The sequence below is a fragment of the Brachybacterium sp. AOP3-A1-3 genome, from assembly GCF_052378285.1.
Lineage (GTDB): Bacteria > Actinomycetota > Actinomycetes > Actinomycetales > Dermabacteraceae > Brachybacterium.
This window is the reverse complement of record NZ_JBQSXM010000001.1, coordinates 102,002-125,097: the sequence shown is the minus strand read 5'-3', so window position 1 is coordinate 125,097 and position 23,096 is coordinate 102,002. Positions and strand designations below refer to the sequence as shown.

Below are 23,096 nucleotides of genomic sequence, written 5' to 3'. Positions count from 1 at the left end.
CGTGGGATCAGAGCCGACGGTGCGCGCTGACCAGGACGGAGACCGTGACCGAGAACACGGGGGAGTGCTGTGCGTCAGGGGCTTCGTCGAGGGCTTCGTCGAGGGTGTCGCCGGGGGCCCCGTCCAGAGCCGCGGCCAGTGCTGCGGCCAGCTGCGCCTCCTCCACGTGACGGGCGCTCGGCGTCATGGCGATCAGATCGCGGATCCTCGCCTCGTCCACGCTCACCTGGTAGGTCACCTCGCGCTGCGCCGCGGTGGCGAAGAGCGGGTCCAGGGCGGCGTGCAGGCGCTCCTCCTTGCGCGGGTCCACGGTCACCATCTGCGGGACGATCTCGCGCAGCTCGGCGAGGTGCGCGCCTGTGGGGCGGACGACGACGAGCCGGCCCTGCGGGCGCAGGACCCGGGCGAACTCGGCGGGGTTGCGGGGCGCGAAGGCGTCCAGGAGGAGGTCCACGCTGCCGTCCGCGAGGGGGAAGCGGGCGAAGACGTCGCCGCTGTACGCGGCGGCGCGCTCGTGGGCGCGGGCGGCGAAGCGCAGGGATCTCGAGGACGTGTCGAAGCCGAGGCCCCGTGCGGCCGGGAAACGGTCCAGCGATCCACCGAGGTAGTAGCCCGTCCCGCAGCCTGCGTCGAGGATCGTCGAGCTGTCCTCGAGCGCCGGGACGGTCTCGGCGGCGAGGTCCGTGATCCCCGCGAGCAGCGGTTCGTAGGCTCCGGAGTCGAGGAAGCGCTGCCGGGCGCGAGCCATCTCGTCGTCGTCCCCGCTGATGGCCCCGCCGCCGCCGAGCAGCGAGACGTACCCGGCGCGCGCCACGTCGAAGGTGTGCCGTCGCGGGCAGCGCAGCGCGTGCTCCGCCGGCTCGAGGCCGTCACCGCATTGGGGACAGCGCAGCACGTCGAGGGCGTCGAGCAGGGCCGGGGGTACGGGGGAGGACATCTCAGAAGGGTACGTTCTCCCGCGGGCGGGCTACGCTTCGCCCGGTCCTGTCGGCCGGGGCGGTTCGTCAGGCCATCTCCGTCCGGCCCTGAGGGTCAGACCTGCTTGATCAGGGAGAGTTCGAACTCGAGCTGGATGCGGTCGCTGACCAGGAGTCCGCCGGAATCCAGCGGGGTGTTCCAGGAGATGCCCCAGTCGCGGCGATCGATACGGCGCGAGCCCTCGAAGCCGGCGCGCACGTTGCCGAAGGGATCGGTGTCGATGCCCATGAAGCGCAGCGGGACCCCGATGCTGCGGGTCCGGTCCTTGATCGTCAGATCCCCGGTGACGATGAAGCTGTCCTCGTCGACCTCCTCGATGCGGGTCGAGGAGAAGGCCATCTCGGGGTAGGTCTCGGTGTCGAAGAAGTCCGTGCTGCGCAGGTGGTCGTCGCGCTGCTGGCTGCGAGTATCGACGCTGGTCATCTGTACGGTGAGCTCAGCGCGGCTGAGGGAGGGATCCTCGAGATTGATCTCGATCTGTCCGGTGACGTCGTTGAAGGCGCCCCGCACGCGGGTGACCATCGCATGGCGGGTGGCGAACCCGATGCGGGTGTGGGACGGGTCGATGTCCCAGGTCCCGGTGAGCGTGGTGTCGGTCATGGAGTGCCTCTTCGATGAGTTGGACTTCAGATGATCGTCGCCGTACGTCCGCGGAGCGTTCGGCGTGCGGGTCGACGCAGGCCGAGGCCGCAGGCGTCGACCGATGGGTCGCCTCGGAACCTACCAGCACCCATCGACCTGCTTCGTCACCCCGCCCACGCAGGGGCCTCAGAGGTGATCTGCCTCGCTCACGGCGCGCGCCAGGTGCTCACCGGTCACGGTGCTCCCGGACTCGACCAGCTGGGCCGGGGTCCCCTCGAACACGATGCGTCCGCCCTCGGTCCCGGCCCCGGGTCCGAGGTCGATGATCCAGTCCGCATGGGCCATCACCGCCTGGTGATGCTCGATGACGATCACGCTCCGCCCGGACTCCACGAGTCGGTCCAGCAGGGCGAGCAGGGCGTCGACGTCCGCGAGATGCAGGCCCGTCGTCGGCTCGTCGAGCAGGAGGATCCCGGTCCTCTCACCCAGGTGGGTGGCGAGCTTGAGACGCTGGCGCTCCCCGCCCGAGAGCGTGGTCAGCGCCTGGCCGATGGTCAGATAGCCGAGCCCCACCTCGTCCAGGTGCCCCAGCATCTTCGCGGCCGCGGGCACCGACGCTCCCGGGGAGGAGAAGAACGCGAGCGCCTGTTCGACGGACATCTCCAGCACATCGGCGATGTTCCTCGCGCCGCCGTGGGCGTCGCCGAGCGTGTACTGCAGCACGGCCGCCTGGAAGCGTCGGCCCTCGCACTCCTCGCAGGGGGTCGAGACGGTCTCCATGAACCCCAGCTCCGTGAAGATCACCCCGGCGCCCTTGCAGACCGGGCAGGCACCCTCGGAGTTGTTCGAGAACAGGGCGGGCTTCACGCTATTGGCCTTCGCGAAGGCCTTGCGGATCGGCTCCAGCAGACCCGTGTAGGTCGCGGGGTTGGACCGTCGGGAGCCGCGGATCGCCCCCTGGTCGACCACGGTGACCTCCGCGTCGCGGGGGAGCGAGCCGTGCACGAGAGAGCTCTTGCCGGACCCGGCGACGCCGGTGATCACGGTGAGCACGCCGAGCGGGATGTCGACGTCGACGTCGCGGAGGTTGTGCTGGTCCGCGCCCCGGATCTCGAGGGCACCGGTCCGCTCGCGGGTCTGCTCCTTGAGGGTCGCCCGGCGATCGAGGTGGCGTCCGGTGAGGGTGTCCGAGGCGCGCAGCCCGGCCACATCGCCCTCGTACTGGAGCTCGCCGCCGTGGGAGCCCGCCCGCGGACCGAGGTCGACGGCATGGTCCGCGATCGCGATCGTCTCGGGCTTGTGCTCGACCACCAGCACCGTGTTGCCCTTGTCCCGCAGTGCGAGCAGCAGCTGGTTCATCGTGGCGATGTCATGGGGATGGAGCCCGATCGTGGGCTCGTCGAAGACATAGGTGACGTCGGTCAGGGCGGAGCCGAGGTGACGGATCATCTTGGTGCGCTGGGACTCGCCGCCGGACAGGGTGCCCGACGGGCGGTCGAGGGAGAGGTAGCCCAGCCCGATCGTCACGAAGGAGGACAGCAGGGCGGAGAGGTTCGTCAGCAGCGGGGAGACCGTCGGCCCCTGATGACGCTCGCGCAGCTCCTCGACCCAGATGGCCAGATCGGTGATCTGCCAGGCGGTGACGTCCGCGATCGAGACGCCGTCGATCAGGGACGTGCGGGCATGCTCTGCGAGCCGGGAGCCTTCGCACTCGGGGCAGGTCACGAACTTCACCGCACGGTCCACGAAGGCCCGGACATGGGGCTGGAGGGCGTCGCGGTCCTTGCTGAGGATCGACTTCTGGATCTTCGGGATCAGGCCCTCATAGGTCATGTTCACCCCGTCGATCGTGACCTTCGTGGGCTCCTTGTACAGGAAGTCGTGGAGCTGCCGCTTCGTGAAGGAGGCGATGGGCTTGTCGGAGGGGAAGAACCCGGAGGACGCGAAGATCTTCACGTACCAGCCGCCGGCGGCGTAGTTGGGGATCGTGAAGGGGCCCTCGTCCAGCGACAGGTTCTCGTCGTACAGCTCGGCGAGGTCCACGTCGGAGATGTGTCCCATGCCCTCGCAGCGCGGGCACATGCCGCCCACCCGCGAGAAGCTCGTCCTCTCCGCGATCGTCTTCGCCCCCTTCTGCACGGTCATCGCTCCGGCGGCCGTGACGCTGGGGACGTTGAAGGAGTAGGCGCCCGGACCGCCGACGTGCGGCTCGGCGAGCGTGGAGAACAGGGTGCGCAGGTAGGCGTTGGCGTCGGTGACCGTCCCGACGGTGGAGCGCACGTTCGCTCCCATCCGCTCCTGGTCCACGATGATCGCGGTGGTCAGACCCTGCAGGTCGTCCACGTCGGGCCGGGCGAGCGACGCCATGAACCCTTGGATGAACGAGCTGTAGGTCTCGTTGATCATCCGCTGCGACTCCGCGGCGATGGTGCCGAAGACCAGGGAGCTCTTGCCCGATCCCGAGACGCCGGTGAACACGGTCAGGCGTCGCTTGGGGATGTCCAGGGAGATGCCGCGCAGGTTGTTCTCCCGAGCACCCCGGACGCGGATCACGTCGTGGGCGTCGGCGGGGGCGCTGCGAGGGGTGACGGTGGTCATCGGTCCTCCGAGGATCGCTTCCGGTCGGTTCCTGCAGTCCTCGATAATATCCTCACGCTGCTGCGGGCACCCTCGGCGCCGGCCGCCTGCATCGACCTGGAGGAGGGCTAGCCTGGGGCGGTGACCGACACTACGCATTACGACATCGCCCTGATCGGCTCCGGGTCTTCGAACTCGTTCCCGGGCCCTGACCTCTCCGACCGCAGCATCGTGCAGATCGACCGAGGGGTGGGCCCGGACCATGTCTTCGGCGGGACCTGCCTGAACCTCGGCTGCATCCCGACCAAGATGTTCGTGCACACCGCGAACCTGGCGGCGACCCCGGCGGAGTCCGGCCGCTTCGGCCTGACCGAGCAGCTCCAGGCGGTGGACTGGCCGGCGATCCGCGACCGCATCTTCGGCCGCATCGACCCGATCACCCACGGCGGCGAGGAGTACCGCCGTGATCACGAGGACAACGCCAACCTGACACTGGTGCGCGGCACCGCCTCCTTCACCGGGGCGAAGACGCTCCACGTGCTCGACGCCGACGGCGGCGAGCGCACGATCACCGCCGACACGATCGTGCTCGGTGCCGGTTCCCGGCCCGTCCTCCCACCCATCGACGGCCTGGCCGACGCCGCCCCGCACACCTCGGACACGATCATGCGGATCGACCAGCTGCCGGCGTCTCTGGCCATCCTCGGCTCCGGCGTGATCGCGGTGGAGATGGCGCACGTGTTCGCCTCCCTCGGGGTCGAGGTCACGCTCATCGCCCGCTCCGAACGTGTGCTGCGCGCGGCCGACGCCGACGTCTCGGCCCGCCTCACCGAGATCCTCGGCGAGCGCCTCCACCTCGAGACCGGATTCGGCACGACCTCCGTGCGACGCACCGCGGCCGGGGTGGAGCTGCGCGGCCGTCGCGACGGCGAGGACGTCGTGCTGGAGGCCGAGGAGCTGCTGGTGGCCGTCGGCCGTCGGCCCAACTCCGACCTGCTGGACGTCGACGCCGCCGGGATCGACACCACCGAGGACGGCCGGGTGGTGGTCGACGAGTTCCAGCGGGTCCAGGGCGGCGGGGAGACGCTCGAGGGCATCTGGGCGCTCGGGGACCTCTCCAGCGCGCATCAGCTCAAGCACGTCGCCAACCACGAGCAGCGGATCGTGCGCCACAACGTCCTGCACCCGGAGGATCTGCGGCGCTCCGACACGATGCCGATCCCCAGCGGCGTCTTCACCCACCCACAGGTGGCATGGGTGGGGATGGACGAGGCCACGGCCCGCGAGAGCGGACGCACGGTGAAGGTCGGCGTCCAGGAGTACGCCTCGATCGCTTACGGCTGGGCGATGGAGGACACCAGCGGCTTCGCGAAGATCATCGCGGACGCGGAGACGACCGAGATCCTCGGCGCCCATCTGATCGGCCCCGAGGCCACCACGCTGGTCCAGCTGCTGATCCAGGCGATGAGCACCGGGCAGACCGCCCGCGACATCGCCACCACCCAGTACTGGATCCATCCGGCGATGCCGGAGCTGGTCGAGAACGCCCTGCTGCAGCTGCTGGACTGACGAGCACGAGGACGGGGCCGGATCCGCTGGTGCGGAACCGGCCCCGTCCTCGTGCGCTGCGGGTCAGCCTTGCTCGGCGCCCGGCAGGCAGGACTTCAGAGGGTCCTGATCGACCGTGGGGCCCTTGCCGGGCTTCGCCTTCTCGGACTCCGCTTCGTCCGTCGTCGCCGAGGAGTCCGGGGACTCTTCGGTCGGCGCCTCGCCCTCGCCGTCTGCGACCTTGCTCTCCTCGGGGTCGTCCGCCGTCGCGGCGGGGTCGCTCGAGCCGGGCTTCGTCTCTCCGAGCACGGACTCCGGCTCGTCCTTCGCCATGGAGTCCTCGATCGAGGCGGCCGTCCACTCCTTGAGGTAGTCCCAGTCCGGATTGCCGGACGGCGTCACGTCCGGGGTGATCGGGTAGGACTCGAAGCCGCCATCCTTGATGCGCAGGGCGAGATCCACGAACGCACTGAGGTTCGCGACCGGGATGTCGGTCTGGATGTTCTCCTCGGTGGCGGTCACCAGACCGGGGATCGACATGGCCAGGGTCGTGGGATCCGATTCCTCGGTCACCGCGCGCACCATGCGCTGCTGGCGGCACATGCGGTTGAAGTCGTTGGATCCTTCGCGGGAACGGGCGTACCAGAGGGCGTGATATCCGTCGAGCTTCTGCTCGCCGGGTTCGATGTAGCCCGTCACCGGGTACTTCCCGCCCGTGGCCTGGTTGACGCCGCCGCCGATCGGGATCCGCCGTTCCACGACGAGGTCCACCCCGTCGATGGCGTTGACGAGGTCCTCGAAGCCCTGGAGGTTGACCATCGCGTAGTAGTCGCTCTCCAGCCCGAGGGTCTCCTCGACGGCCCAGGTCGTCGCGGTCAGTCCGGGATTGGGATCGCCCGGGAAGAGGTCGGGGCGGTCCTCCGCCCAGGTCCATACGGCGTTGATGAGGTCCTGGTTCTTGCCGAAGTAGTCGAAACCGTCCGGGAACTCCTTCGCCGCGGTGGTCCCCTTGGGGAAGCGGACCTTCTCGAGGTTGCGCGGGATGGAGAACAGGGCGGTCCTGCCGGTGGCGGTGTCGACCGACGCCATCATGATCGTGTCCGGGCGGGTGCCGGTGCGGTCCTCGCCGGAGTCCTGGCCGAGCATCAGGATGTTCACGCGCTCCGTGTTCGCCCAGGGATCCTTGCCCTCGACGAAGGGGTGTTCGCGACCCTCGCCGCCCGCGAACACGGACTTCGAGCCGAGCAGCCCTTGAGCGGCCCAGAGCGACTGGACCCCGCGACCGAACGGCATCGCCACGGCGACCACCATCAGGGCGGCCAGCGCCAGGGCGATATAGCGCTTGGTCCCCTCGAGCCGCTGCCGCTTGGTGTGCGCGAGGTTCGCGAGCACGATCTGCAGCGCCCAGACCACTCCGACCAGGCCGATCGTGGCCATGATCCCGATCAGGACGGTGCGATGGGTCAGCAGCATCATGCCGGTGCGCAGCGGGTCGCCGATCACGAGGAACGCCGCCACGAGCACCACGGTGAGGACGAGGACGGCCAGCAGGATCCAGCCGAGGCGACGACGGTGCGTGGTGAGCAGTCCGGATCCCGGGAGGATCGTCGTCAGGACGGTCCACATCGCCACCTTCGGCAGCGACCCCTCGTCGTCGGAGCCTTCCGGGACGTGGCCGTCATCGTCAGGTCCGTCGGGGCGATCCTCGTCGTCGCCGGGGCCGCCGGGGCCGCCGGGGCCGCCAGGGCCGCCGGATCCCGTGGGAGCGAGTGCGTCGTCGGGCCCGGTGGGAACCTCGGAACCCGTGGGGCCGTCCTCAGCCCCTGCGGGGGCGCGGCGATCAGGATCGGGACCAGAGGATTCGCCGCCCCTGCTCGCAGACGCGGAGGGCGCCGATTCCTCGGCGCCGGACGCCGCGGTTGCCCCGGCCACGCCAGCTGCTCCGACCATGCCGGCTGCCCCGACGGCCGCAGCGGCCGACGGTGCTCGATGGTCGTCGGGACCGCTCGCCGCCGATGCTGGGGTACCGGAAGGGGGTGAATCGGGGGTCGCCGTCGGCCGCGCAGGGTCTGCCCGGCGGGCGCGACGTGCGGACGACGGGAAAGGTCGCGCTTCGGAGAAGGAGTACGAGCGCTCCGGGGCCGCCGCAGGGCTCACGGGACTCGCAGGAGCGGGGCTCTGCGTGCTCCAGGCATCCTGGTGTGCAGCGTCCTCGTCGAACGAGGGGTGCTGGGCAGATGCAGCCCCGGATCCCTCCTCGGGGAGCTGGAACGCGGCACGGCGGCCGCGCGGGCGTCGTGGCGGTCGGTCGACAGGCGCGGCAGCTGTTGCAGGCGCGACCGGAGCGGCAGGTCCCACCGGCTCTGAGGGCTCCAGCGGCTGAGCAGGCTGCAGCGGCTGCGCAGGCACGACCGGCTCTGCGTCGTCACGACGCGCGGAGGGAATGTCGGACGCGGAGGGTGCGCCAGGCGAGGCAGACGAGCCAGGCGAAGCAGTCCGGCTAGGGGCAGCAGGTGCAGCAGGTGCAGCAGGTGCGGCAGGAGTGCTGGATGCGGAAGGCGCAGAAGTCGCGGAGCGTCCGGCCGACGGCGGGACCGCCGGCAGGGGAGCGGCGGACCCCGAAGGCTCTGCCGACGAGGCCGACTGTGCTGACGGTGCCGACGGCGCGCCACCGGGCCACGTGCGCTTCGGGCTCGCAGCACCGAACGCGCTCTCGCGGTTCCGGCGTGCTTCATCTGGCGGCATGGGCGTGGACTGGACGCGTCGGACCGGCTCCTGATGTCTGCCGGATCGACGGCGTCGTCGCCGAGAGGCCGAGGAAGGGTCCGTCATATGCTCCATTCTAGATTCTCGAGGACGAATCGTCCCCCATCCGCCTGTGAGAACCTCGTGGAGGTCGATCCGCTGCCGGAGATCCGTAGCATGGACCCATGCGCCTGATTCATACTCCGTCGACGGACCTCACGTACGACGACTGCTTCTTCCTGCCCGCACGCTCGGCGATCACGTCCCGATTCGATGTCGACCTCGCCAGCGATGACGGCACCGGCACCACGATCCCGCTGATCGCCGCGAACATGACGGCCGTCTCCGGCCGACGTATGGCCGAGGTCATGGCCCGTCGGGGCGGCCTCGCCGTCCTGCCCCAGGATCTCTCCCCGGAACGACTGGACTCGATCATCCGATCCGTGAAGCAGCGCGATCACGTCGTCGACCATCCGCTGACCCTCACCTCCGACGGCACCCTCGGCCAGGCCGCGGACCTCCTGCCCAAGCGGCCCCACGGCATCGTCGTCGTGATCGACGACCAGCGCCGCCCGCTGGGTACGATCTCCGCCGAGGAGATCGCCGGACGCGACTCCTTCTCCGCCGTCGGTGACGTGCTGAGCGCCGATGTGCCCGTCCTGCGCCCTGCGGATCTGCAGGTCACCCCCGCTGAGCTGCACGCCCGCATCGCCGCCACCCACCACGAGGCCGCGATCGTCGTCGACGACGAGAGCGAGGGCGGTGCCCTGCGGGGCGTCCTGACCGCCACCGGCGTGCTGCGCTCGACCATCTACCGTCCCGCGGTCGACGCGGACGGCGGCCTGCGGATCGCCGTCGCGGTCGGCATCAACGCCGACGTCGCGGCCCGGGTGGAGGAGCTGGTCAGGGCGGGCGCCGACGTGATCGTGCTCGACACCGCCCACGGCCACCAGGACAAGATGATCGAGGCGCTGCGCACCGCGCGCGGCGTGATCGGGGACCGCACGTCGACGCCGGTGCGTCTGGCCGCCGGGAACGTCGTCACGGCAGAGGGCACCCGCGAGCTCATCGAGGCCGGAGCCGACATCGTCAAGGTCGGCGTGGGTCCGGGCGCCATGTGCACCACCCGCATGATGACGGGCGTCGGCCGCCCCCAGTTCTCCGCCGTCCTGGAGTGCGCCGCCGAGGCGCGCCGGCTGGGCGGCCACGTGTGGGCCGACGGCGGCGTGCGCCATCCTCGCGACGTCGCGCTCGCGCTCGCCGCCGGGGCCTCCAACGTCATGATCGGCTCCTGGTTCGCCGGCACCTACGAGTCCCCGGGACAGATGCGCACGGACGAGAAGGGGCGGCGTTACAAGGAGAACTTCGGCATGGCCTCCAAGCGCGCCGTCTCCCATCGCACCGCGCACGAGGACGCTTTCGCGCGCGCCCGCAAGGGACTGTTCGAGGAGGGCATCTCCACCTCACGCATGTTCCTCGCCGAGGGCAAGGGCGGCGTCGAGGACCTGCTCGACGAGATCATGGCCGGCGTGCGCTCGTCCTACACCTACGCCGGGGCGAGCAGCACGCCCGAGTTCCGCGAGCGGGCCGTCATCGGCCTGCAGGGAGCAGCGGGCTACGCCGAGGGTCGGCCCGTGTCCAGCTCCTGGAGCTGACGGACGCAGATCCCTCTCGGAGCCGCCGCGGTCGCGGACCTCGGTCAGCGACCATGGTCGGCGGCCGCGGACAGCGACCGCGGTCGGCGTCTGCGGGCCGTGGTCGCGGCGGCTCCGACCTGCACCGGCCCGGTAGGATTCCGGGTATGACAACTCTCGTGATCGGTGGCGCTGGATACATCGGGTCGCACGTGGTGCGACTCCTCCTGGAGCAGGGGCAGAAGGTGGTCGTGGTCGACAACCTCTCCACGGGGATCCTGGAGCGCACGAAGGGCGCCGAGCTGGTCGAGCTCGACATCACCGGGTCCGATGCGAGCGAGAAGCTCGCCTTCCACCTGCGGGCGTCCGGAGCCGATTCGGTGATCCATTTCGCCGCGCACAAGCAGGTCGGCGAGTCCGTCGCGAACCCCGAGATGTACTGGCACGACAACATCGGAGGACTGGCCAACGTGCTGGCCGCCTGCGCGAGCGCCGAGGTGCGCGACGTGGTCTTCTCCTCGTCGGCGGCCGTCTACGGCGTACCGGACGTGGACCTCGTGACCGAGGACCTCACCCCGCAGCCGATCAACCCCTACGGCGCGACCAAGTACGTCGGGGAGTGGATGCTGGCCGATTCCGAGCGGGCCCACGACATGCGCACCGTCGCCCTGCGCTACTTCAACGTGGCCGGTGCCGGCTGGCCCGAGCTCGCGGATACCGCCGTGATGAACCTCGTGCCGATCGTGCTGGACCGCCTCGAGCAGGGCAAGGCTCCGATCGTCTTCGGCGACGACTACGACACCCCCGACGGCACGTGCGTCCGCGACTACGTCCACGTGCTCGACCTCGCCCACGCGCACATCGCGGCGCTGGACTACCTGCGGGGCGAGGACCGCCCGCATCGTGTGTTCAACGTCGGCACCGGCGAGGGCTCCAGCGTGCTCGAGGTGATCGACGCGATCGCCCGCGCTCAGGGGACCGAGATCATCCCCGAGATCGGGGAGCGCCGCGCCGGTGACCCGGCCCGCCTGATCTGCTCCGGTGACCGCATCGCCCAGCAGCTGGGGTGGAAGTCCGAGCATGGCCTGGACGACATCGTGCGCTCCGCCGTCGAGGCCCGCGCGCAGAGCATCGCCCCGGACGTGGAGGCCTACCCCGAGGCCTGATCCGGGTCCCGCCCATGGATCGGGCTGTCGAGTGATGCGGTTTGTGGATCGATGCGCGGTTCAGCATCGGTCCTCAGGCCACACTTTTCGTGGGCTCGTGGGCTCGTGGGCTCGTGGGCTCGTGGGCTCGTGGGCTCGTGGGCTCGTGGGCTCGTGCGTCGGCGGGCGGTCCGTGGGCCCCGTCATGCACTCAGGTGAGGTAGCGATAGATGGGGTCGCTGGGGTCGACCCGTTCGATCTCCATGTTCGAGGCCGCCATGCGGGACATGAGCGGTTCGAGATCCGCGCGATCACCGATCTCGAGCCCCACCAGAGCAGGGCCCTGCTCACGGTTGTTGCGCTTGATGTAGTCGAACAGGACGATGTCGTCGTTCGGCCCCAGCACCCGGTCCAGGAATCGGCGCAGCGCTCCGGGCTCCTGCCGGAAGGTGACCAGGAAGTAGTGCTTGAAGCCCTCGTGCACGAGGGAGCGCTCGATGACCTCGTGATACCGGGAGACATCGTTGTTGCCGCCGGAGATCACCACGATGATGTCACCGGTCCCGGAGCCGTCGGGGGAGTCACCCGCGCCCGATGCCGGGGAGGTCGGTTCCCGGGAGTCCCGATCCGGGGAATCCGGTCCCAGGGAGTCCGGGTCCTCGGGGTCCTGGTCGAGCGCCCGACGTGCAGAGTCCTGATCGGCGGCGGCCTGAGCGGCAGCCGCCCGATCCGCGGACTCCTGGTCCTGGTATCCGAGATGCTGGATCGTCCCGGTGGCGACGGCCGTCGCGGCCAGCGCCCCCGCCGGCTCCGCGATGATCCCGTCGACCTGGTAGAGCGAGAGCATCTCCGTGCACACGGCACCCTCGTCGACGCCCACCAGCTCCGGCTGGATCGCCGTGACCACGCGCAGCGGCTCCGACCCGACCCGACGCACGGCGGCGCCGTCCACGAAACGATCCATCTCCTGCAGCGTCACCGGATGTCCGACGCGCACGGCAGCAGCCATGGACGCGGCGCCGGCGGGCTCGACCCCGACGATCCGCACCGACGGGAGGCGCTCCCGCAGCCAGGCACCGCAGCCGCCGATCAGGCCGCCGCCACCGATCGGGAGCACCATCGTGCCGGGCTCCCGGCCGTGCTCGCTGCGCAGCTGGTCCACCGCCTCCAGCGCCACGGTGCCCTGACCGGCCATGATCAGAGGATGATCGAAGGGCGGCACCAGGGTGGCCCCGGTGCGCTCCGCATCCTCGGCCGCGGCCTCGGCCGCGTCGTCGAAGGTGTCCCCGACGAGGATCAGCTGCACGAGGTCTGCGCCGATCGCGGTGATCCGCTCGCGCTTCTGGCGCGGCGTGGTGCTCGGCACGTAGATGCGGCCCTGGATCCCGAGGGCTCGGCAGGCCCGGGCGACACCCTGGGCATGGTTGCCGGCGCTCGCGGCGACCACACCGGCCTCCCTGGCCTGCGCGTCGAGGGAATCGAGGAAAAGGTGCGCGCCGCGCAGCTTGTAGGAGCGCACCGATTGCAGATCCTCGCGCTTGAGCCAGACGGGGACCCCGGCACGCGCGCTCAGCCGCTCGCTGTACTCCAACGGGGTGCGCCGGAGCACCGGGGCGAGGCGCTCGGCAGCGGCCTCCACCTCGGCGGCGGTCACGGGCAGGTCGGGCAGCGACAGATCGGCCAGGGGCATCGACATCACTCCTCCTCGGCGATGATCAGGGCGGTCGCCATCGCGGCGACACCTTCGCCGCGTCCGGTCAGGCCGAGCGCGTCCGTCGTGCTGCCGGAGACCGACACCGGGGCGCCGACGGCCGCGGACATCGCGGCGCAGGCCTCGTCGCGGCGGGCGGACAGCCGGGGGCGGTTGCCGATCACCTGGACCGAGATGTTGCCGATGGTGAATCCGGCCTCACGGACGGACCGTGCGGCCTCTTCCAGGAGTCTCGTCCCCGAGGCGCCGGCCCATTCCGGACGGTCGACCCCGAAGTGCGTGCCGAGGTCGCCGAGGCCCGCAGCCGAGAACAGGGCATCGCAGGCCGCATGGCAGGCGACGTCCGCATCGGAGTGCCCGGCCAGACCGCGCTCGCCCTCCCATCGCAGCCCCGCGACCCAGAGCTCGCGGGGGGCGTCCTCGGCGGCGAAGGCGTGGACATCCACTCCGAGACCGACGCGCGGCAGCCCGGATCGGGCCGTCATCAAGCGGTACCCTGCTCGTCGATCCGTGCCAGCAGACGATCGATGTCGTCGTAGGTCACCTGGGGGTTGGTCCCCAGCAGCAGGGGCATCCCGGAGATCTGCGGGATGCCGAGGGCGGCGGGGAGGTCGACGGTGCTGACGACGAGGTCGGCGTGGAAATCGGGCGAGAGCAGGTCCATCACGGTGGCCTGCACGACATGGGCTTCGCGGCTGCGGGAGGCGATGTGATCGCGCACATGCTCCGCGACCAGCGCGGAGGTCGCGATCCCCGCGCCGCACACGATGGCGATGGTCAGCATTCGGACTCCTGGAAGGTCGATGGTGGGAGGCGGTCACCGGCTCCGTGACGGACGGGAGCAAGGGAGCGTGAGCGCACTCGGCAACAGTCGATTCTGTCACGAGTAGGGCGGGCGGCGCACGGGGGACTCCCAGCCGTCTACGATGCCTGCGTGACCCAGACCCGTCGACTCCGTGCCTCCCGCCGCCGCGGCCGCGCCGCAGGTGTGGTGCTGGCCGGTGGATCGGGGACCCGTGTAGGGGCCGGGATCAACAAGGCTTTCCTGCCTCTGGCGGGACGCAGCATCGCCAGCTGGGGGATCAACACCCTCGGCACCGTCGAAGGGGTGGGCATCCTCGTCTTCGTCGTGCGCCCTGAGGATCTCGAGCATGCGCGCTTCCTCGCCGGCCGCGAGACGGACCTCCGCCTCGAGATCATCACCGGCGGCGACACCCGGCAGGAGTCGGAGCTGCTCGCCCTGCGGCACCTGGCCGACCGCATCGATGCCGGGGTGATCGACACCGTGCTCATCCACGATGCCGCGCGGCCCCTGGTCTCCCATGGGCTGGCGGCCGCCGTGCTGCATGCCGCCCGCGAGACCGGGGGAGCGGTGCCGGGGATCCCGGCCACCGAGATCGCTCCGGTCGCCGGGACGGGCGAGCTCGCCGCGGAGGGGGCGAGCACGCTGGACACGCTGGTCAGGGTGCAGACCCCGCAGGGGTTCGACGCCGCGACGATCCTGGACGCCTACGAGGCCGCGGCCCGCGACGGATTCGTCGGCACCGACACCGCCTCGTGCGCCGAGGAGTACACGACGATCCCGGTGACCTGGGTGCGCGGAGAGGAGACCAACTTCAAGATCACCTATGCGCAGGATCTGCTCCTGGCCCAGGACGTGGTGACCGCGCTAGGTTTGAGGACAGGGTGAGGAGGAACTGATGGCTGTCGAGGAGAGCTTCCTGCGATGCACCGCCTGTGATCAGGAGGCGGAGCACGTGGTCGTGTATGCGGGGCGGTTCGTCTCGGAGATCCAGTGCACCGGCTGTGGGGCGGTGACCCGTCTGGACGTCTCCGACGAGTACCTCCCGGATCTCCGCCAGCGGATCTCCAGCAAGCCCGGTCGGCTGATGCGCAGGTTCCGTCGTGACCCTGGCGAGCTCGCCACCAGTCTTCCGCAGCGGACGCTGTCGAAGCCTCTGCGGATGGTCGAGGAGTTCCGGACGGTCTGGCGCAGCCGCCGGGAGGACTGAGGCCGGGAGGACTGAGACCGGGAGGACTGAGACCGGGAGGACTGAGGCCGGGAGGGCTGAGGCGAGCGAGGTCCGGCGCGCGGCCTGCGGGGCTCAGGCCCGGCGGGCGAGGCCGTAACAGTGCGAGGTGTCCCGGGCCAGCCCGAGGGAGATCTGCGCCTGCCAGAGGCTGAGCCGATCCACCACGGCGAAACCCGAGTGCGATCCGTGCACCGTGCGCACGGCGGCTCCGTTGCCGAGGGCCGCCAGGATCTCGTCGAAGCGCTGGCCGCCACCTCCACCGACACCGCCACTGATACCGGGTGAGTCCGCGACCGTGTCCGTGGGACGCGGAGCTCCCGGAGTCCCCGGAGCGTCGGAGCCGGGATCGGGCATCGGCCGGGCCAGAGCACTCTCGAGCACCTCGCGCCGCAGGAGCCGGGGGCTCTGCATACCGACCACGGTGGAGCGATCGATGTTGCGCAGCCCGTCCGGACGGGCATCCTTCACGGAATCGGTCATCGCCACGACCGGGAGCACGGCATCGGTCTGCGCATCGAGGGCGGCGAGGACCTCGGAGACGGTGGAGGCCGGGGTGAGGGCACGCTCGGCGTCGTGGAGGAGCAGGAGGTCGTCATCGGCGGCGCCCAGGGCGGCGGTCAGCGCCTCGCGACGATCGCCTGAGCTGCCGATCACCCGGCACCGATCGCCCAGGAGGAGGCGCAGCGCCGTGACGGCGTCATGAGGGGCGACGACGACCGTGCTCGGCAGGCCGACCTCGGCCAGCGTGCCGAGGAGGCGTTCGATGAGCCGCGAACCGCCGAGCGTCTCCAGGCACGGAAGGGTGGTCCCGTGGGAGACGCCCGGTGCGGGCGGCGCGAGGGCGAGGACGACCGGTCGCACGGAGGCGACGGACGGCCGGGCCGGGAGAGCTGTCACGTCTCGTCCGTGCGTCAGGACGCGAGGACCTCGTCGAGGATCGACTCGGCGTTGGCCTCGTCGGTCTTCTCCGCGAGTGCGAGCTCGGAGACCAGGATCTGGCGCGCCTTCGCGAGCATGCGCTTCTCCCCGGCCGAGAGGCCGCGGTCCTGGTCCCGCCGCCACAGGTCGCGGACGACCTCGGCGACTTTCTTGACGTCACCGGACGCGAGCTTCTCGACGTTCGCCTTGTAGCGGCGCGACCAGTTGGTGGGCTCTTCGGTGTAGGGCAGTCGAAGCACCTCGAAGACCTCCTCGAGGCCCTCCTTGTCCACCACGTCCCGCACGCCGACGAGGTCGACGTTGTCGGCGGGGACCTCGATGGTCAGATCGCCTTGAGCGACCTTGAGCTTGAGGTAGGTGCGGTCCTCGCCCTTGATGGTGCGGGTCTTGACCTCTTCGATGAGTGCGGCCCCATGGTGCGGGTAGACGACTGTCTCGCCGACGGCAAAATTCATGTGGTGGGTCCCCTTTCCGCCGACCAGTCTAGCATCGCTGAGCCGTGATAGGATCCGCGATCCTCTGCGAATGTGCAGTTCACGGGCGGTTCACCGAGTGCGGGGACGAGAATCCGGGTGCCGTGCGCACCGTTGTGTGCGGCCGGATGACCCGGGTCGGTGACGGGGTGGCGCACGTGAGGAGCGCGACGTCCGGCCATGGTTCGGCACGCTCGCCCCGAGCCCGCGCCGGGCGGAGCGGATCCGTGCTCGCGATGAGGTAACCTGTCAGGGCTGTCCCAGAACTTTCCGCCGTCCTCAGCGGCATCGAACAGGAGTCCTCCGTGCGCCGTCCTCGCCGTCTTGTGCTCTCCGCAGCCGCCGTGGGCCTCGCCCTCGCCGCATCCGGCTGCTCGTACCTCAGTCCGGTGCAGACGCACGACTTCTATGAGGCCGCTGATGGCACCAACGCGAACCTCGAGCAGTCCGGCGCCCTCTATGCAGGCATGCGCAACACTCTCATCGTGGTGGGCGAGGACGGGTCTGCGACCTTCTACGGAACGGCCGTGAACTACTCCGACGAGACCATCTCGATCGACCTCGAAGGAACCGCCGACGGCACCGCCGTCTTCTCGACCAGCGTCTCCGTCCCCGCGCACGAGACGGTGGCGCTCGGCCCCGATGAAGGGCAGCAGCAGGTCCCCCTCGAGGAGGTCCCGGTCAAGCCCGGCGCCCTCATCGATCTCGACGTCTCCGTCAGCGGCGAGAGCACGACGATCACGCTCCCCGTTCTCGAAGGATCCGTCGGGCACCTGAGCACGTCCGCCCAGGGCTGACCGCTCCGCACGAGCGCATCATGACGAACGCCCCGCAGCCAGGCTGCGGGGCGTTCGTCGTCGGGCGATGACCACGGGCAGGTCAGCTGCCGGATCCGCCCGCGGATTCGAACTTGTAGCCGAGGCCGCGCACGGTCACCAGCTGCACGGGGTTCTTCGGGTCGTCCTCGATCTTGGCGCGCAGGCGCTTGACGTGGACGTCGAGGGTCTTGGTGTCGCCCACGTAGTTCGCCCCCCACACCCGATCGATGAGCTGGCCGCGGGTGAGCACCCGGTCGACGTTGCGCAGCAGGATCTCCAGCAGCTCGAACTCCTTGAGCGGCAGGGCGACGTCCTGGCCGCGGACCTGCACGACATGGCGCTCCACATCCATCACGATGTGGCCGGCCTGCAGGGTCGCGTCCTCGTCGGCGTCGGCCGAATCCTGCCCGCGCCGGAGCACGGCCTTGATGCGGGCGAGCAGCTCGCGGGAGGAGTAGGGCTTGGTGACGTAGTCGTCGGCACCGAGCTCGAGGCCCAGCACCTTGTCGAACTCGTCGTCCTTCGCGGTGAGCATGATGACCGGGACGCTCGAGGTGCGTCGGATCTCCCGGCACACCTCGGTGCCGCTCATCCCGGGCAGCATGAGATCCAGGAGCACCAGGTCCGCGCCATGGGTGGCGAAGATCCGCAGACCGTCCGTGCCGTTGTCCGCCACGGCGACCTCGTAGCCCTCCTTGCGGAGCGAGTAGGACAGCGGGTCGGAGAACGATTCCTCGTCCTCCACGATCAGGATGCGCGTCATATCAGGTTCCCTTTCCCGACCGGTGGTCGTTCGCCACGGTCCGTGAGATGGTTCCGGGCCCGGTGGGCCCTGTCGTGCCGGCGGCCGACGAGATGCGGCCCTCCCCGGCAGAAGTCGTCGAGCCCGTGCGCTCCGGGGCACGGGGCGATGGCGCGGATATCGTCTCGGTCTCGCCCATCTCCGGCAGACGGAGCGTGAAGGTCGAGCCCTGGCCCCGCATCGACCAGGCCGTGACCTCGCCGCCGTGATCGGTGGCGATGTGCTTCACGATCGCGAGCCCCAGGCCGGAGCCGCCGGTGCTGCGAGACCTCGCCCGGTCCACCCGGAAGAACCGCTCGAAGACCCGTTCCAGGTTCTCCTTCGAGATCCCGATGCCCTGGTCCTTGACGGACAGCTCGACCATGCCTCCCTCGCGCCGCACCGAGATGCCGATGCGGGTCTGCGGATCGGAGTAGGAGATCGCGTTGGAGATCAGGTTCGACAGCGCCGTGGTCAGCATCGAGGAGGAGCCGTAGACCCGCAGCCCGCTCGCCCCGCCCACGGCGACCTCGATCTGGGAGCCGAGCGCGACGTTGTGGTTCAGGGCCACGGCGTCGTCGACCACATCGTCGATCTCCACGGGTTCGGCGTCGGGCAGCGAGGAGTTCCCCTGCACGCGGGAGAGCTCGATGATCTCCTGCACCAAGTGCGAGAGCCGCTGTGATTCGCTCTGCATGCGCCCCGCGAAGCGACGCACCGCGTCGGGGTCCTCGGCCGCGTCCTCCATGGTCTCCGCCAGCAGGATGATCGCCCCGACCGGAGTCTTGAGCTCGTGGGACACGTTGGCGACGAAGTCCCGGCGGGTCTCCTCGACCCGCACCGCGCGGGTGAGGTCGTCGGCCAGGAGCAGGGCGCCGTGCTCGCCGAGGGCACCGATGCGCACGTCGATCACGGCGTCGGTGTCGGTGGCGGCCTGGCTCGAGCGCTTCAGGGAAAGCCGCTCGTCGCGGAAGCCGCCGTTGCGGCCGACGTCCGCCGCGAGATCCAGGAGCTCGGTGTTGGCCAGGCGCGGGTAGTCGCCCTCGGCGGCTCGCACGATGCCGTAGGAGTAGGCGAGAGGGGAGGCACGCAGCACGTCGCCGCTGCCGTCGAGCACGACGTACGCCGACGACAGGATCGCCAGCACCTCGGCGGTGGCCTCGGGGATGCCCTGCTGCGTCGCCACGGGCGCGGCCGTGCGGCGACGGTCGGAGCGGAGGAACGCCAGCGTCGCGGCGCATCCGATCACGAGTCCGATCGCGCCGGCGAGCAGGAGGAGGACAGTCAGGGGCACGGGGACAGCCTAGGCCTCCGGGCTCTGCGGTCCTGCCCGCGGCCAGGGTGTGGAGCACCCGGGCAGGCAGGAGTTCATGCCGACGTCTCCGGGAGTTCACCGTCCGACGGGCGAAGTTCATCCGGGATTGCGACACTCGAGGAGAACACCCACGTCGGATTGAGGAGCACACCCATGCGCGAGGCGTACCAGAGCGACCTGCGTCATATCGTCGACGACCTGCTGGACATGGCAGAACTTGTCGGGACCGCCCTGGAGGCGGCGACGCGCTCTCTCCTCGAGGGCGATCTCGGCCTCGCCGAGCGTGTCATCGCGGCGGACCCGCACATCGACGAGCGGCAGGTCGAGCTCGATTCCAAGGCCGTCGAGCTGCTCGCCCGCCAGGCACCCGTCGCGGGCGATCTGCGGCTGCTCGTCGCGGCTCTGCGCATGAGCTCCTCGCTCGAGCGCATGGGCGACCTGTGCGCCCACGTGGCGCTGATCGCCCGCCGCTCCCATCCCGAGCTCGCCGTCCCTGCGCGGCATCGCGAGCAGATCGCGCGGATGTCCGAGCTGGGTCGGGCCGCGCTGCAGGAGGCCGCCCAGGTCATCGCCGATCGCGATCTCGCCCTGGCCGCCCAGGTGGAGAAGGACGACGAGGAGCTCGACGACCTGATGCTCGAGGTCTCCCGCGAGATCTCCCGCGGCGAGGGCTACTCCAACGGCCAGGTCGTCGACCTCACCCTGCTGATCCGCTTCTACGAGCGGATCGGCGACCACGCCGTGTCCCTCGTGCGCCGGGTCGGGTTCCTGGTCACCGGGGACTCGCTGGACACGCTCAACGAGCGCGTCGACGTCAGCGAGTTCTGAGCGCGCTCCTGCCGTACTGATATCCCGCAGCCCCGGCGTGCCGCCGTCCCGACATGCCGCCGCCCCGGCGTCCCGGGGCACGGACGATGCGGAGAAGGCCTCTCACGGAACTCCGTGAGAGGCCTTCTCTGCGTGCTGCGAGCTGTGCGCGGTGGCCGGATCAGCCGCGGTTGCTGCGGGGCCGACGTGAGACCACGCGCTCGGCGCCCGTCTGAGCTCCTCGCCTGGCCATCATCTTCAGGCCCTGCAGGAGCACACCGGAGACTGTTGCCCACAGCAGCATCTTCCAGATCGGCTGATCGTCGGCGGGGTCCTTGATCGCCTCGATCTCCGCCTTCGACTGCCCCTCCTTCTTGGCCTGCTTGCGGCGCTTCTGGGCGTCCTTCTGCGCGGCCTTGGTCGCCTTGACGGTCGGGGCTTCCTCCCCGAACACGGCGCCCCAGCCGGCGGAGGCAGCCTTGTTGCCGAGGATGGAGGCGACGATTCCGGCGAGCGGCACGGCGATCTTGACGAGTGGATTGGCCACGAGGTTCCTCCAGGCGATGGGTGATGCGGCGGACTGGGCGGGGCCCCGGGTCAGTAGGCCCCTGCGTACTGAGCGTAATAGGTCCCCATGCCGTCCGTGCGCAGGGCATCGCGCAGGATGTCCATCCCGTCCTCGTCGGTGCCCACGACGCTCGCGCCACCGCTGGTGGTGGTGGGTCCGGAATGGGGGACCGAGAGGTAGTAGATGTCGCTGCTGCGCACCGAGCGCATCGACAGCCCGAGCTGGACCATCGCGGTGCCGCTGAGGCCCTCGTCGGTGGTGAGGAACGGGGAGATCGACTCGACCGTGCTCGCGAGCTTCCCCGGATCGCTGAGGGTGTCCGCGCTGATCAGCTTGGCCGCGATCCCGCCCAGCACGGCCTGCTGGTTCCGGTTGCGCTGGAAGTCGCCGTCGGAGAACTGCTTGCGCTCGCGCACGAAGGTGAGCGCCTCCTCGCCGTTCAGGGTCTGGACGCCCTCGGTGAACTGGTGGCCGCCGGCCTCGAAGTCCTGCGGGATCTTCACGTCGATGCCGCCGAGCGTGTCGACCAGCCCTTGGATGCCCTCGAAGTCGATGAGGGCGACATGGTCGATGGGGACGCCGACGTAGTTCTCGACCGTCGTCACCGCGAGGCCCACCCCACCGAAGGCGAGGGCGGCATTGATGCGGTCCTTGCCGTAGCCGGGGATCTCGACGTAGAGGTCGCGCGGGAAGGAGGTGACGTAGACCTCCTTGTTGTCATCGGAGACGTGGACCAGCATCATGACGTCCGAGCGCTGACCGCTGACGCCCTGCGCCTTCGCGTCCTCGGCCGATCGCTTGTCCGAGCCGAGCAGCAGGAAGTTGCGGCCTGCTCCGGCCTCGGGGCGCTCGCCGTCGGAGGCGCCGCGGGTGATCTGCACGACCGTGCGCTTCTCGTAGGAGTCATTGATGCCACGCAGGTAGTTCGCGACCACGAGGCCGACGCCGAGCACCAGGACGGCGACGAGTCCGAGAGCGATCAGGGCCATGCGGCGCCCGCGCCGCTGGCGAGGGTCTGGCTGGTCGTCGTCCTCCCAGTCGGAGGGCAGTTCGACGTCGTCAGGGGCGTTCATAGGGGCTCGCTCTCAAACAGGCGTCACTGGTCGCGACGGAGGTCCTGAGGGTCTAGGCGGGGGCATCGCCCGAATGCCGAGGCACCCTGACGTACGCGAGATCCCATACTAAGCGTCCGGCGGCCCGTCCCTTGTTCTCGAAGCTGGTCTTCACACGACCCTCGAATCGAGGTGCCCATCCTGTGCGCGCCATGCTCTCGGAGATGGCGTCGCTGCTCTCCTCCCCGGGCCGGGCACCGTCGGGATGGAGGTTCTCGAGCTCGGGACGAGCATCGAGATGGTGACGCATGTGATGGGCGTACTGCGCCCAGTCGGTGGCCAGTCGGAACGCGGCGCCGTCGGCGAGCAGCGGCAGCACGGCGTCCAGGAACGGCGGGTTGATGAGGCGGCGCTTGTGGTGGCGGGCCTTGGGCCACGGATCGGCGAAATAGACCCAGAGCTCCTGGATCGACGCCTCGGACAGCAGCACGGGAAGACTGCGCTGCGCATCGAGCGGCAGGAGACGGAGGTTCCGGGGACGCCCCGCCCGGTCGATCCGGTTCAGGGTCTGGGCGAGGCCGGGGCGGTACACCTCGACCGCGAGGAAATCACGGTCCGGATCCGCAGCGGCGGCGGCGACGATGTTCTCGCCCAGACCGCTGCCCACCTCGACGACGAGCTCGGCGCGCCGGCCGAAGACCTCGAGGAGGTCGAGGTTCGCATCGGGGCCCGGGACGGTGTCGCGATCGCCGCGGGAGGGATCCAGGACGTAGTCGTCCGAGAGGCGATCCCAGGCGCTCTGACGGCTCGCGGTCAGCCGCTCGCCACGACGCACGAAGGAGACGATCTCGCGCGGGGACTTCTCCTCCGGATCGATCTGCTCGGGCTGCTCGGGCTCGGACGGCTCGGACGCCATGGCGCGCTCAGCCCGCACGACGGACGAGGCCGTCCTCGACGACCACGGACACCTCGGGGAGCTGCCGGGTCGCAGGGCCCACGAGGACCTCACCGGTGGCCGCATCGAACTTGGAGCCGTGGCACGGGCAGTCGAGCTCGGCCTCCTTCTGGGCGAGGGCGCAGCCGTTGTGGGTGCAGTACCCCGAGTAGGCGGCGAGGTCGTCGCCGGCACCGCGGACCAGCAGCACGAAGGGCTGCTCACCGCCGAAGTTCACCAGCGTGCTCTCGTTCTCCGGGACGTCGTCCAGGGAGATCGCGCCGTCGTCGGCCCGCACCGGTGCCGCCGTGCCGAAGCCTTCGTCCTGGGGGCCGCAGGCGGCGAGGCCGCCGAGCGCGGCGGCGGAGGCGGGCAGCAGGAGGGCATGACGGCGGGAGAGGCACGGGCGTTCCATGGCCTCAGGATAGCCAGCGTTGCTGGGCGTGGGCGATGCGG

Annotated in this window: 22 protein-coding genes; 7 read left to right on the top strand and 15 right to left on the bottom strand. The window is 70.2% G+C overall.

Annotated features, from left to right (window positions below; genetic code table 11):
* Nucleotides 1-7: 7 nt before the first annotated feature.
* The 3 genes from ACT3T5_RS00570 to ACT3T5_RS00560 all read right to left on the bottom strand — a co-directional run bounded on the left by ACT3T5_RS00570 (nt 8) and on the right by ACT3T5_RS00560 (nt 4,158).
* On the bottom strand, nt 8-937 hold the full coding sequence (locus ACT3T5_RS00570) for a putative RNA methyltransferase (RefSeq protein ID WP_444576189.1): 930 nt from the start codon (nt 935-937) through the stop codon (nt 8-10).
* 95 nt (nt 938-1,032) lie between these two features.
* Nucleotides 1,033-1,578, bottom strand: a complete 546-nt coding sequence (locus ACT3T5_RS00565; protein ID WP_444593279.1) for a YceI family protein — start codon at nt 1,576-1,578, stop codon at nt 1,033-1,035.
* A 168-nt stretch (nt 1,579-1,746) separates the two neighbouring features.
* The gene (locus ACT3T5_RS00560; protein WP_444593278.1) at nt 1,747-4,158 is read right to left on the bottom strand and encodes an ATP-binding cassette domain-containing protein; all 2,412 of its coding nucleotides are present in this window, start codon (nt 4,156-4,158) and stop codon (nt 1,747-1,749) included.
* A gap of 120 nt (nt 4,159-4,278) precedes the next feature.
* Between ACT3T5_RS00560 and ACT3T5_RS00555 the strand changes: the two genes are divergently transcribed.
* Nucleotides 4,279-5,706 carry a mycothione reductase gene (locus ACT3T5_RS00555; protein WP_444576184.1) on the top strand — a complete coding sequence of 476 codons (1,428 nt, stop codon included), beginning with the start codon at nt 4,279-4,281 and terminating at the stop codon, nt 5,704-5,706.
* A gap of 63 nt (nt 5,707-5,769) precedes the next feature.
* Here the strand turns inward: ACT3T5_RS00555 and ACT3T5_RS00550 are convergent, their stop codons facing one another.
* Entirely contained in the window at nt 5,770-7,617 is a 1,848-nt protein-coding gene (locus tag ACT3T5_RS00550) for an LCP family protein (protein WP_444576182.1), read from the bottom strand.
* Between the two features lie 998 nt (nt 7,618-8,615).
* Here ACT3T5_RS00550 and ACT3T5_RS00545 point away from each other — a divergent pair.
* Both ACT3T5_RS00545 and galE read left to right on the top strand, forming a co-directional pair.
* Complete coding sequence (locus ACT3T5_RS00545; protein WP_444576181.1) at nt 8,616-10,085, top strand: GuaB1 family IMP dehydrogenase-related protein; 1,470 nt, start codon at nt 8,616-8,618, stop codon at nt 10,083-10,085.
* A gap of 146 nt (nt 10,086-10,231) precedes the next feature.
* Complete coding sequence (galE, locus tag ACT3T5_RS00540) at nt 10,232-11,230, top strand: UDP-glucose 4-epimerase GalE (RefSeq protein ID WP_444593277.1); 999 nt, start codon at nt 10,232-10,234, stop codon at nt 11,228-11,230.
* A gap of 190 nt (nt 11,231-11,420) precedes the next feature.
* Here the strand turns inward: galE and ACT3T5_RS00535 are convergent, their stop codons facing one another.
* From ACT3T5_RS00535 to ACT3T5_RS00525, 3 genes are read right to left on the bottom strand one after another with little or no spacing between them, the layout of a single operon-like run.
* Nucleotides 11,421-12,905 (bottom strand): pyridoxal-phosphate dependent enzyme, encoded by a 1,485-nt coding sequence (locus ACT3T5_RS00535; RefSeq protein ID WP_444593276.1) that lies wholly within the window; start codon nt 12,903-12,905, stop codon nt 11,421-11,423.
* Nucleotides 12,905-13,405 (bottom strand): 2-C-methyl-D-erythritol 2,4-cyclodiphosphate synthase, encoded by a 501-nt coding sequence (ispF, locus tag ACT3T5_RS00530; protein WP_444576176.1) that lies wholly within the window; start codon nt 13,403-13,405, stop codon nt 12,905-12,907. The genes ACT3T5_RS00535 and ispF overlap by 1 nt, the downstream gene beginning before the upstream one ends.
* Nucleotides 13,405-13,704 (bottom strand): PTS sugar transporter subunit IIB, encoded by a 300-nt coding sequence (locus ACT3T5_RS00525; protein WP_444576175.1) that lies wholly within the window; start codon nt 13,702-13,704, stop codon nt 13,405-13,407. The genes ispF and ACT3T5_RS00525 overlap by 1 nt, the downstream gene beginning before the upstream one ends.
* A gap of 150 nt (nt 13,705-13,854) precedes the next feature.
* Between ACT3T5_RS00525 and ACT3T5_RS00520 the strand changes: the two genes are divergently transcribed.
* Entirely contained in the window at nt 13,855-14,610 is a 756-nt protein-coding gene (locus ACT3T5_RS00520; RefSeq protein WP_444576173.1) for an IspD/TarI family cytidylyltransferase, read from the top strand.
* A gap of 10 nt (nt 14,611-14,620) precedes the next feature.
* Entirely contained in the window at nt 14,621-14,932 is a 312-nt protein-coding gene (locus tag ACT3T5_RS00515; RefSeq protein ID WP_193117880.1) for a hypothetical protein, read from the top strand.
* 93 nt (nt 14,933-15,025) lie between these two features.
* On the opposite strand, the gene ACT3T5_RS00510 is transcribed toward ACT3T5_RS00515, so the two are convergent.
* Both ACT3T5_RS00510 and ACT3T5_RS00505 read right to left on the bottom strand, forming a co-directional pair.
* Complete coding sequence (locus ACT3T5_RS00510; protein ID WP_444593275.1) at nt 15,026-15,850, bottom strand: 2-C-methyl-D-erythritol 4-phosphate cytidylyltransferase; 825 nt, start codon at nt 15,848-15,850, stop codon at nt 15,026-15,028.
* Nucleotides 15,851-15,864: 14 nt separating this feature from the next.
* The gene (locus ACT3T5_RS00505) at nt 15,865-16,347 is read right to left on the bottom strand and encodes a CarD family transcriptional regulator (RefSeq protein WP_444576170.1); all 483 of its coding nucleotides are present in this window, start codon (nt 16,345-16,347) and stop codon (nt 15,865-15,867) included.
* 323 nt (nt 16,348-16,670) lie between these two features.
* Here ACT3T5_RS00505 and ACT3T5_RS00500 point away from each other — a divergent pair, with 323 nt between their 5' ends.
* Nucleotides 16,671-17,162, top strand: coding sequence for a hypothetical protein (locus tag ACT3T5_RS00500; RefSeq protein WP_444576168.1), 492 nt, complete (start codon nt 16,671-16,673; stop codon nt 17,160-17,162).
* An 82-nt stretch (nt 17,163-17,244) separates the two neighbouring features.
* On the opposite strand, the gene ACT3T5_RS00495 is transcribed toward ACT3T5_RS00500, so the two are convergent.
* Together ACT3T5_RS00495 and ACT3T5_RS00490 are read right to left on the bottom strand one after the other, a co-directional pair.
* Nucleotides 17,245-17,946, bottom strand: a complete 702-nt coding sequence (locus ACT3T5_RS00495; protein WP_444576166.1) for a response regulator — start codon at nt 17,944-17,946, stop codon at nt 17,245-17,247.
* Nucleotide 17,947: 1 nt separating this feature from the next.
* A complete protein-coding gene (locus tag ACT3T5_RS00490; protein ID WP_444576165.1) occupies nt 17,948-19,258 on the bottom strand; it encodes a sensor histidine kinase in 1,311 nt (436 codons plus the stop codon).
* A gap of 174 nt (nt 19,259-19,432) precedes the next feature.
* Here ACT3T5_RS00490 and phoU point away from each other — a divergent pair, with 174 nt between their 5' ends.
* Nucleotides 19,433-20,107: a phosphate signaling complex protein PhoU gene (gene phoU / locus ACT3T5_RS00485; RefSeq protein ID WP_444576164.1), complete on the top strand. Its 675-nt coding sequence runs from the start codon at nt 19,433-19,435 to the stop codon at nt 20,105-20,107.
* Nucleotides 20,108-20,267: 160 nt separating this feature from the next.
* Here phoU and ACT3T5_RS00480 read toward each other — a convergent pair whose 3' ends face one another.
* From ACT3T5_RS00480 to ACT3T5_RS00465, 4 genes are read right to left on the bottom strand one after another with little or no spacing between them, the layout of a single operon-like run.
* Nucleotides 20,268-20,633, bottom strand: coding sequence for a DUF4235 domain-containing protein (locus ACT3T5_RS00480; RefSeq protein WP_444576163.1), 366 nt, complete (start codon nt 20,631-20,633; stop codon nt 20,268-20,270).
* A 50-nt stretch (nt 20,634-20,683) separates the two neighbouring features.
* The gene (locus tag ACT3T5_RS00475) at nt 20,684-21,727 is read right to left on the bottom strand and encodes an LCP family protein (protein WP_444576162.1); all 1,044 of its coding nucleotides are present in this window, start codon (nt 21,725-21,727) and stop codon (nt 20,684-20,686) included.
* A gap of 52 nt (nt 21,728-21,779) precedes the next feature.
* On the bottom strand, nt 21,780-22,622 hold the full coding sequence (gene trmB / locus ACT3T5_RS00470; protein ID WP_444593274.1) for a tRNA (guanosine(46)-N7)-methyltransferase TrmB: 843 nt from the start codon (nt 22,620-22,622) through the stop codon (nt 21,780-21,782).
* 7 nt (nt 22,623-22,629) lie between these two features.
* Nucleotides 22,630-23,055: a Rieske (2Fe-2S) protein gene (locus ACT3T5_RS00465; RefSeq protein ID WP_444576158.1), complete on the bottom strand. Its 426-nt coding sequence runs from the start codon at nt 23,053-23,055 to the stop codon at nt 22,630-22,632.
* Nucleotides 23,056-23,096 lie beyond the last annotated feature (41 nt).

Excerpts from the sequence above, each read along its gene's own strand:
- ACT3T5_RS00465 (WP_444576158.1), bottom strand. The coding sequence starts at position 23,055 with ATGGAACGCCCGTGCCTCTCCCGCCGTCATGCCCTCCTGCTGCCCGCC.
- ACT3T5_RS00495 (WP_444576166.1), bottom strand. The coding sequence starts at position 17,946 with ATGACGCGCATCCTGATCGTGGAGGACGAGGAATCGTTCTCCGACCCG.
- ACT3T5_RS00545 (WP_444576181.1), top strand. The coding sequence starts at position 8,616 with ATGCGCCTGATTCATACTCCGTCGACGGACCTCACGTACGACGACTGC.
- ACT3T5_RS00515 (WP_193117880.1), top strand. The coding sequence starts at position 14,621 with ATGGCTGTCGAGGAGAGCTTCCTGCGATGCACCGCCTGTGATCAGGAG.
- trmB (WP_444593274.1), bottom strand. The coding sequence starts at position 22,622 with ATGGCGTCCGAGCCGTCCGAGCCCGAGCAGCCCGAGCAGATCGATCCG.
- ACT3T5_RS00565 (WP_444593279.1), bottom strand. The coding sequence starts at position 1,578 with ATGACCGACACCACGCTCACCGGGACCTGGGACATCGACCCGTCCCAC.
- ACT3T5_RS00475 (WP_444576162.1), bottom strand. The coding sequence starts at position 21,727 with ATGAACGCCCCTGACGACGTCGAACTGCCCTCCGACTGGGAGGACGAC.
- ACT3T5_RS00535 (WP_444593276.1), bottom strand. The coding sequence starts at position 12,905 with ATGTCGATGCCCCTGGCCGATCTGTCGCTGCCCGACCTGCCCGTGACC.
- galE (WP_444593277.1), top strand. The coding sequence starts at position 10,232 with ATGACAACTCTCGTGATCGGTGGCGCTGGATACATCGGGTCGCACGTG.
- ACT3T5_RS00505 (WP_444576170.1), bottom strand. The coding sequence starts at position 16,347 with ATGAATTTTGCCGTCGGCGAGACAGTCGTCTACCCGCACCATGGGGCC.
- phoU (WP_444576164.1), top strand. The coding sequence starts at position 19,433 with ATGCGCGAGGCGTACCAGAGCGACCTGCGTCATATCGTCGACGACCTG.
- ACT3T5_RS00525 (WP_444576175.1), bottom strand. The coding sequence starts at position 13,704 with ATGCTGACCATCGCCATCGTGTGCGGCGCGGGGATCGCGACCTCCGCG.
- ispF (WP_444576176.1), bottom strand. The coding sequence starts at position 13,405 with ATGACGGCCCGATCCGGGCTGCCGCGCGTCGGTCTCGGAGTGGATGTC.
- ACT3T5_RS00560 (WP_444593278.1), bottom strand. The coding sequence starts at position 4,158 with ATGACCACCGTCACCCCTCGCAGCGCCCCCGCCGACGCCCACGACGTG.
- ACT3T5_RS00570 (WP_444576189.1), bottom strand. The coding sequence starts at position 937 with ATGTCCTCCCCCGTACCCCCGGCCCTGCTCGACGCCCTCGACGTGCTG.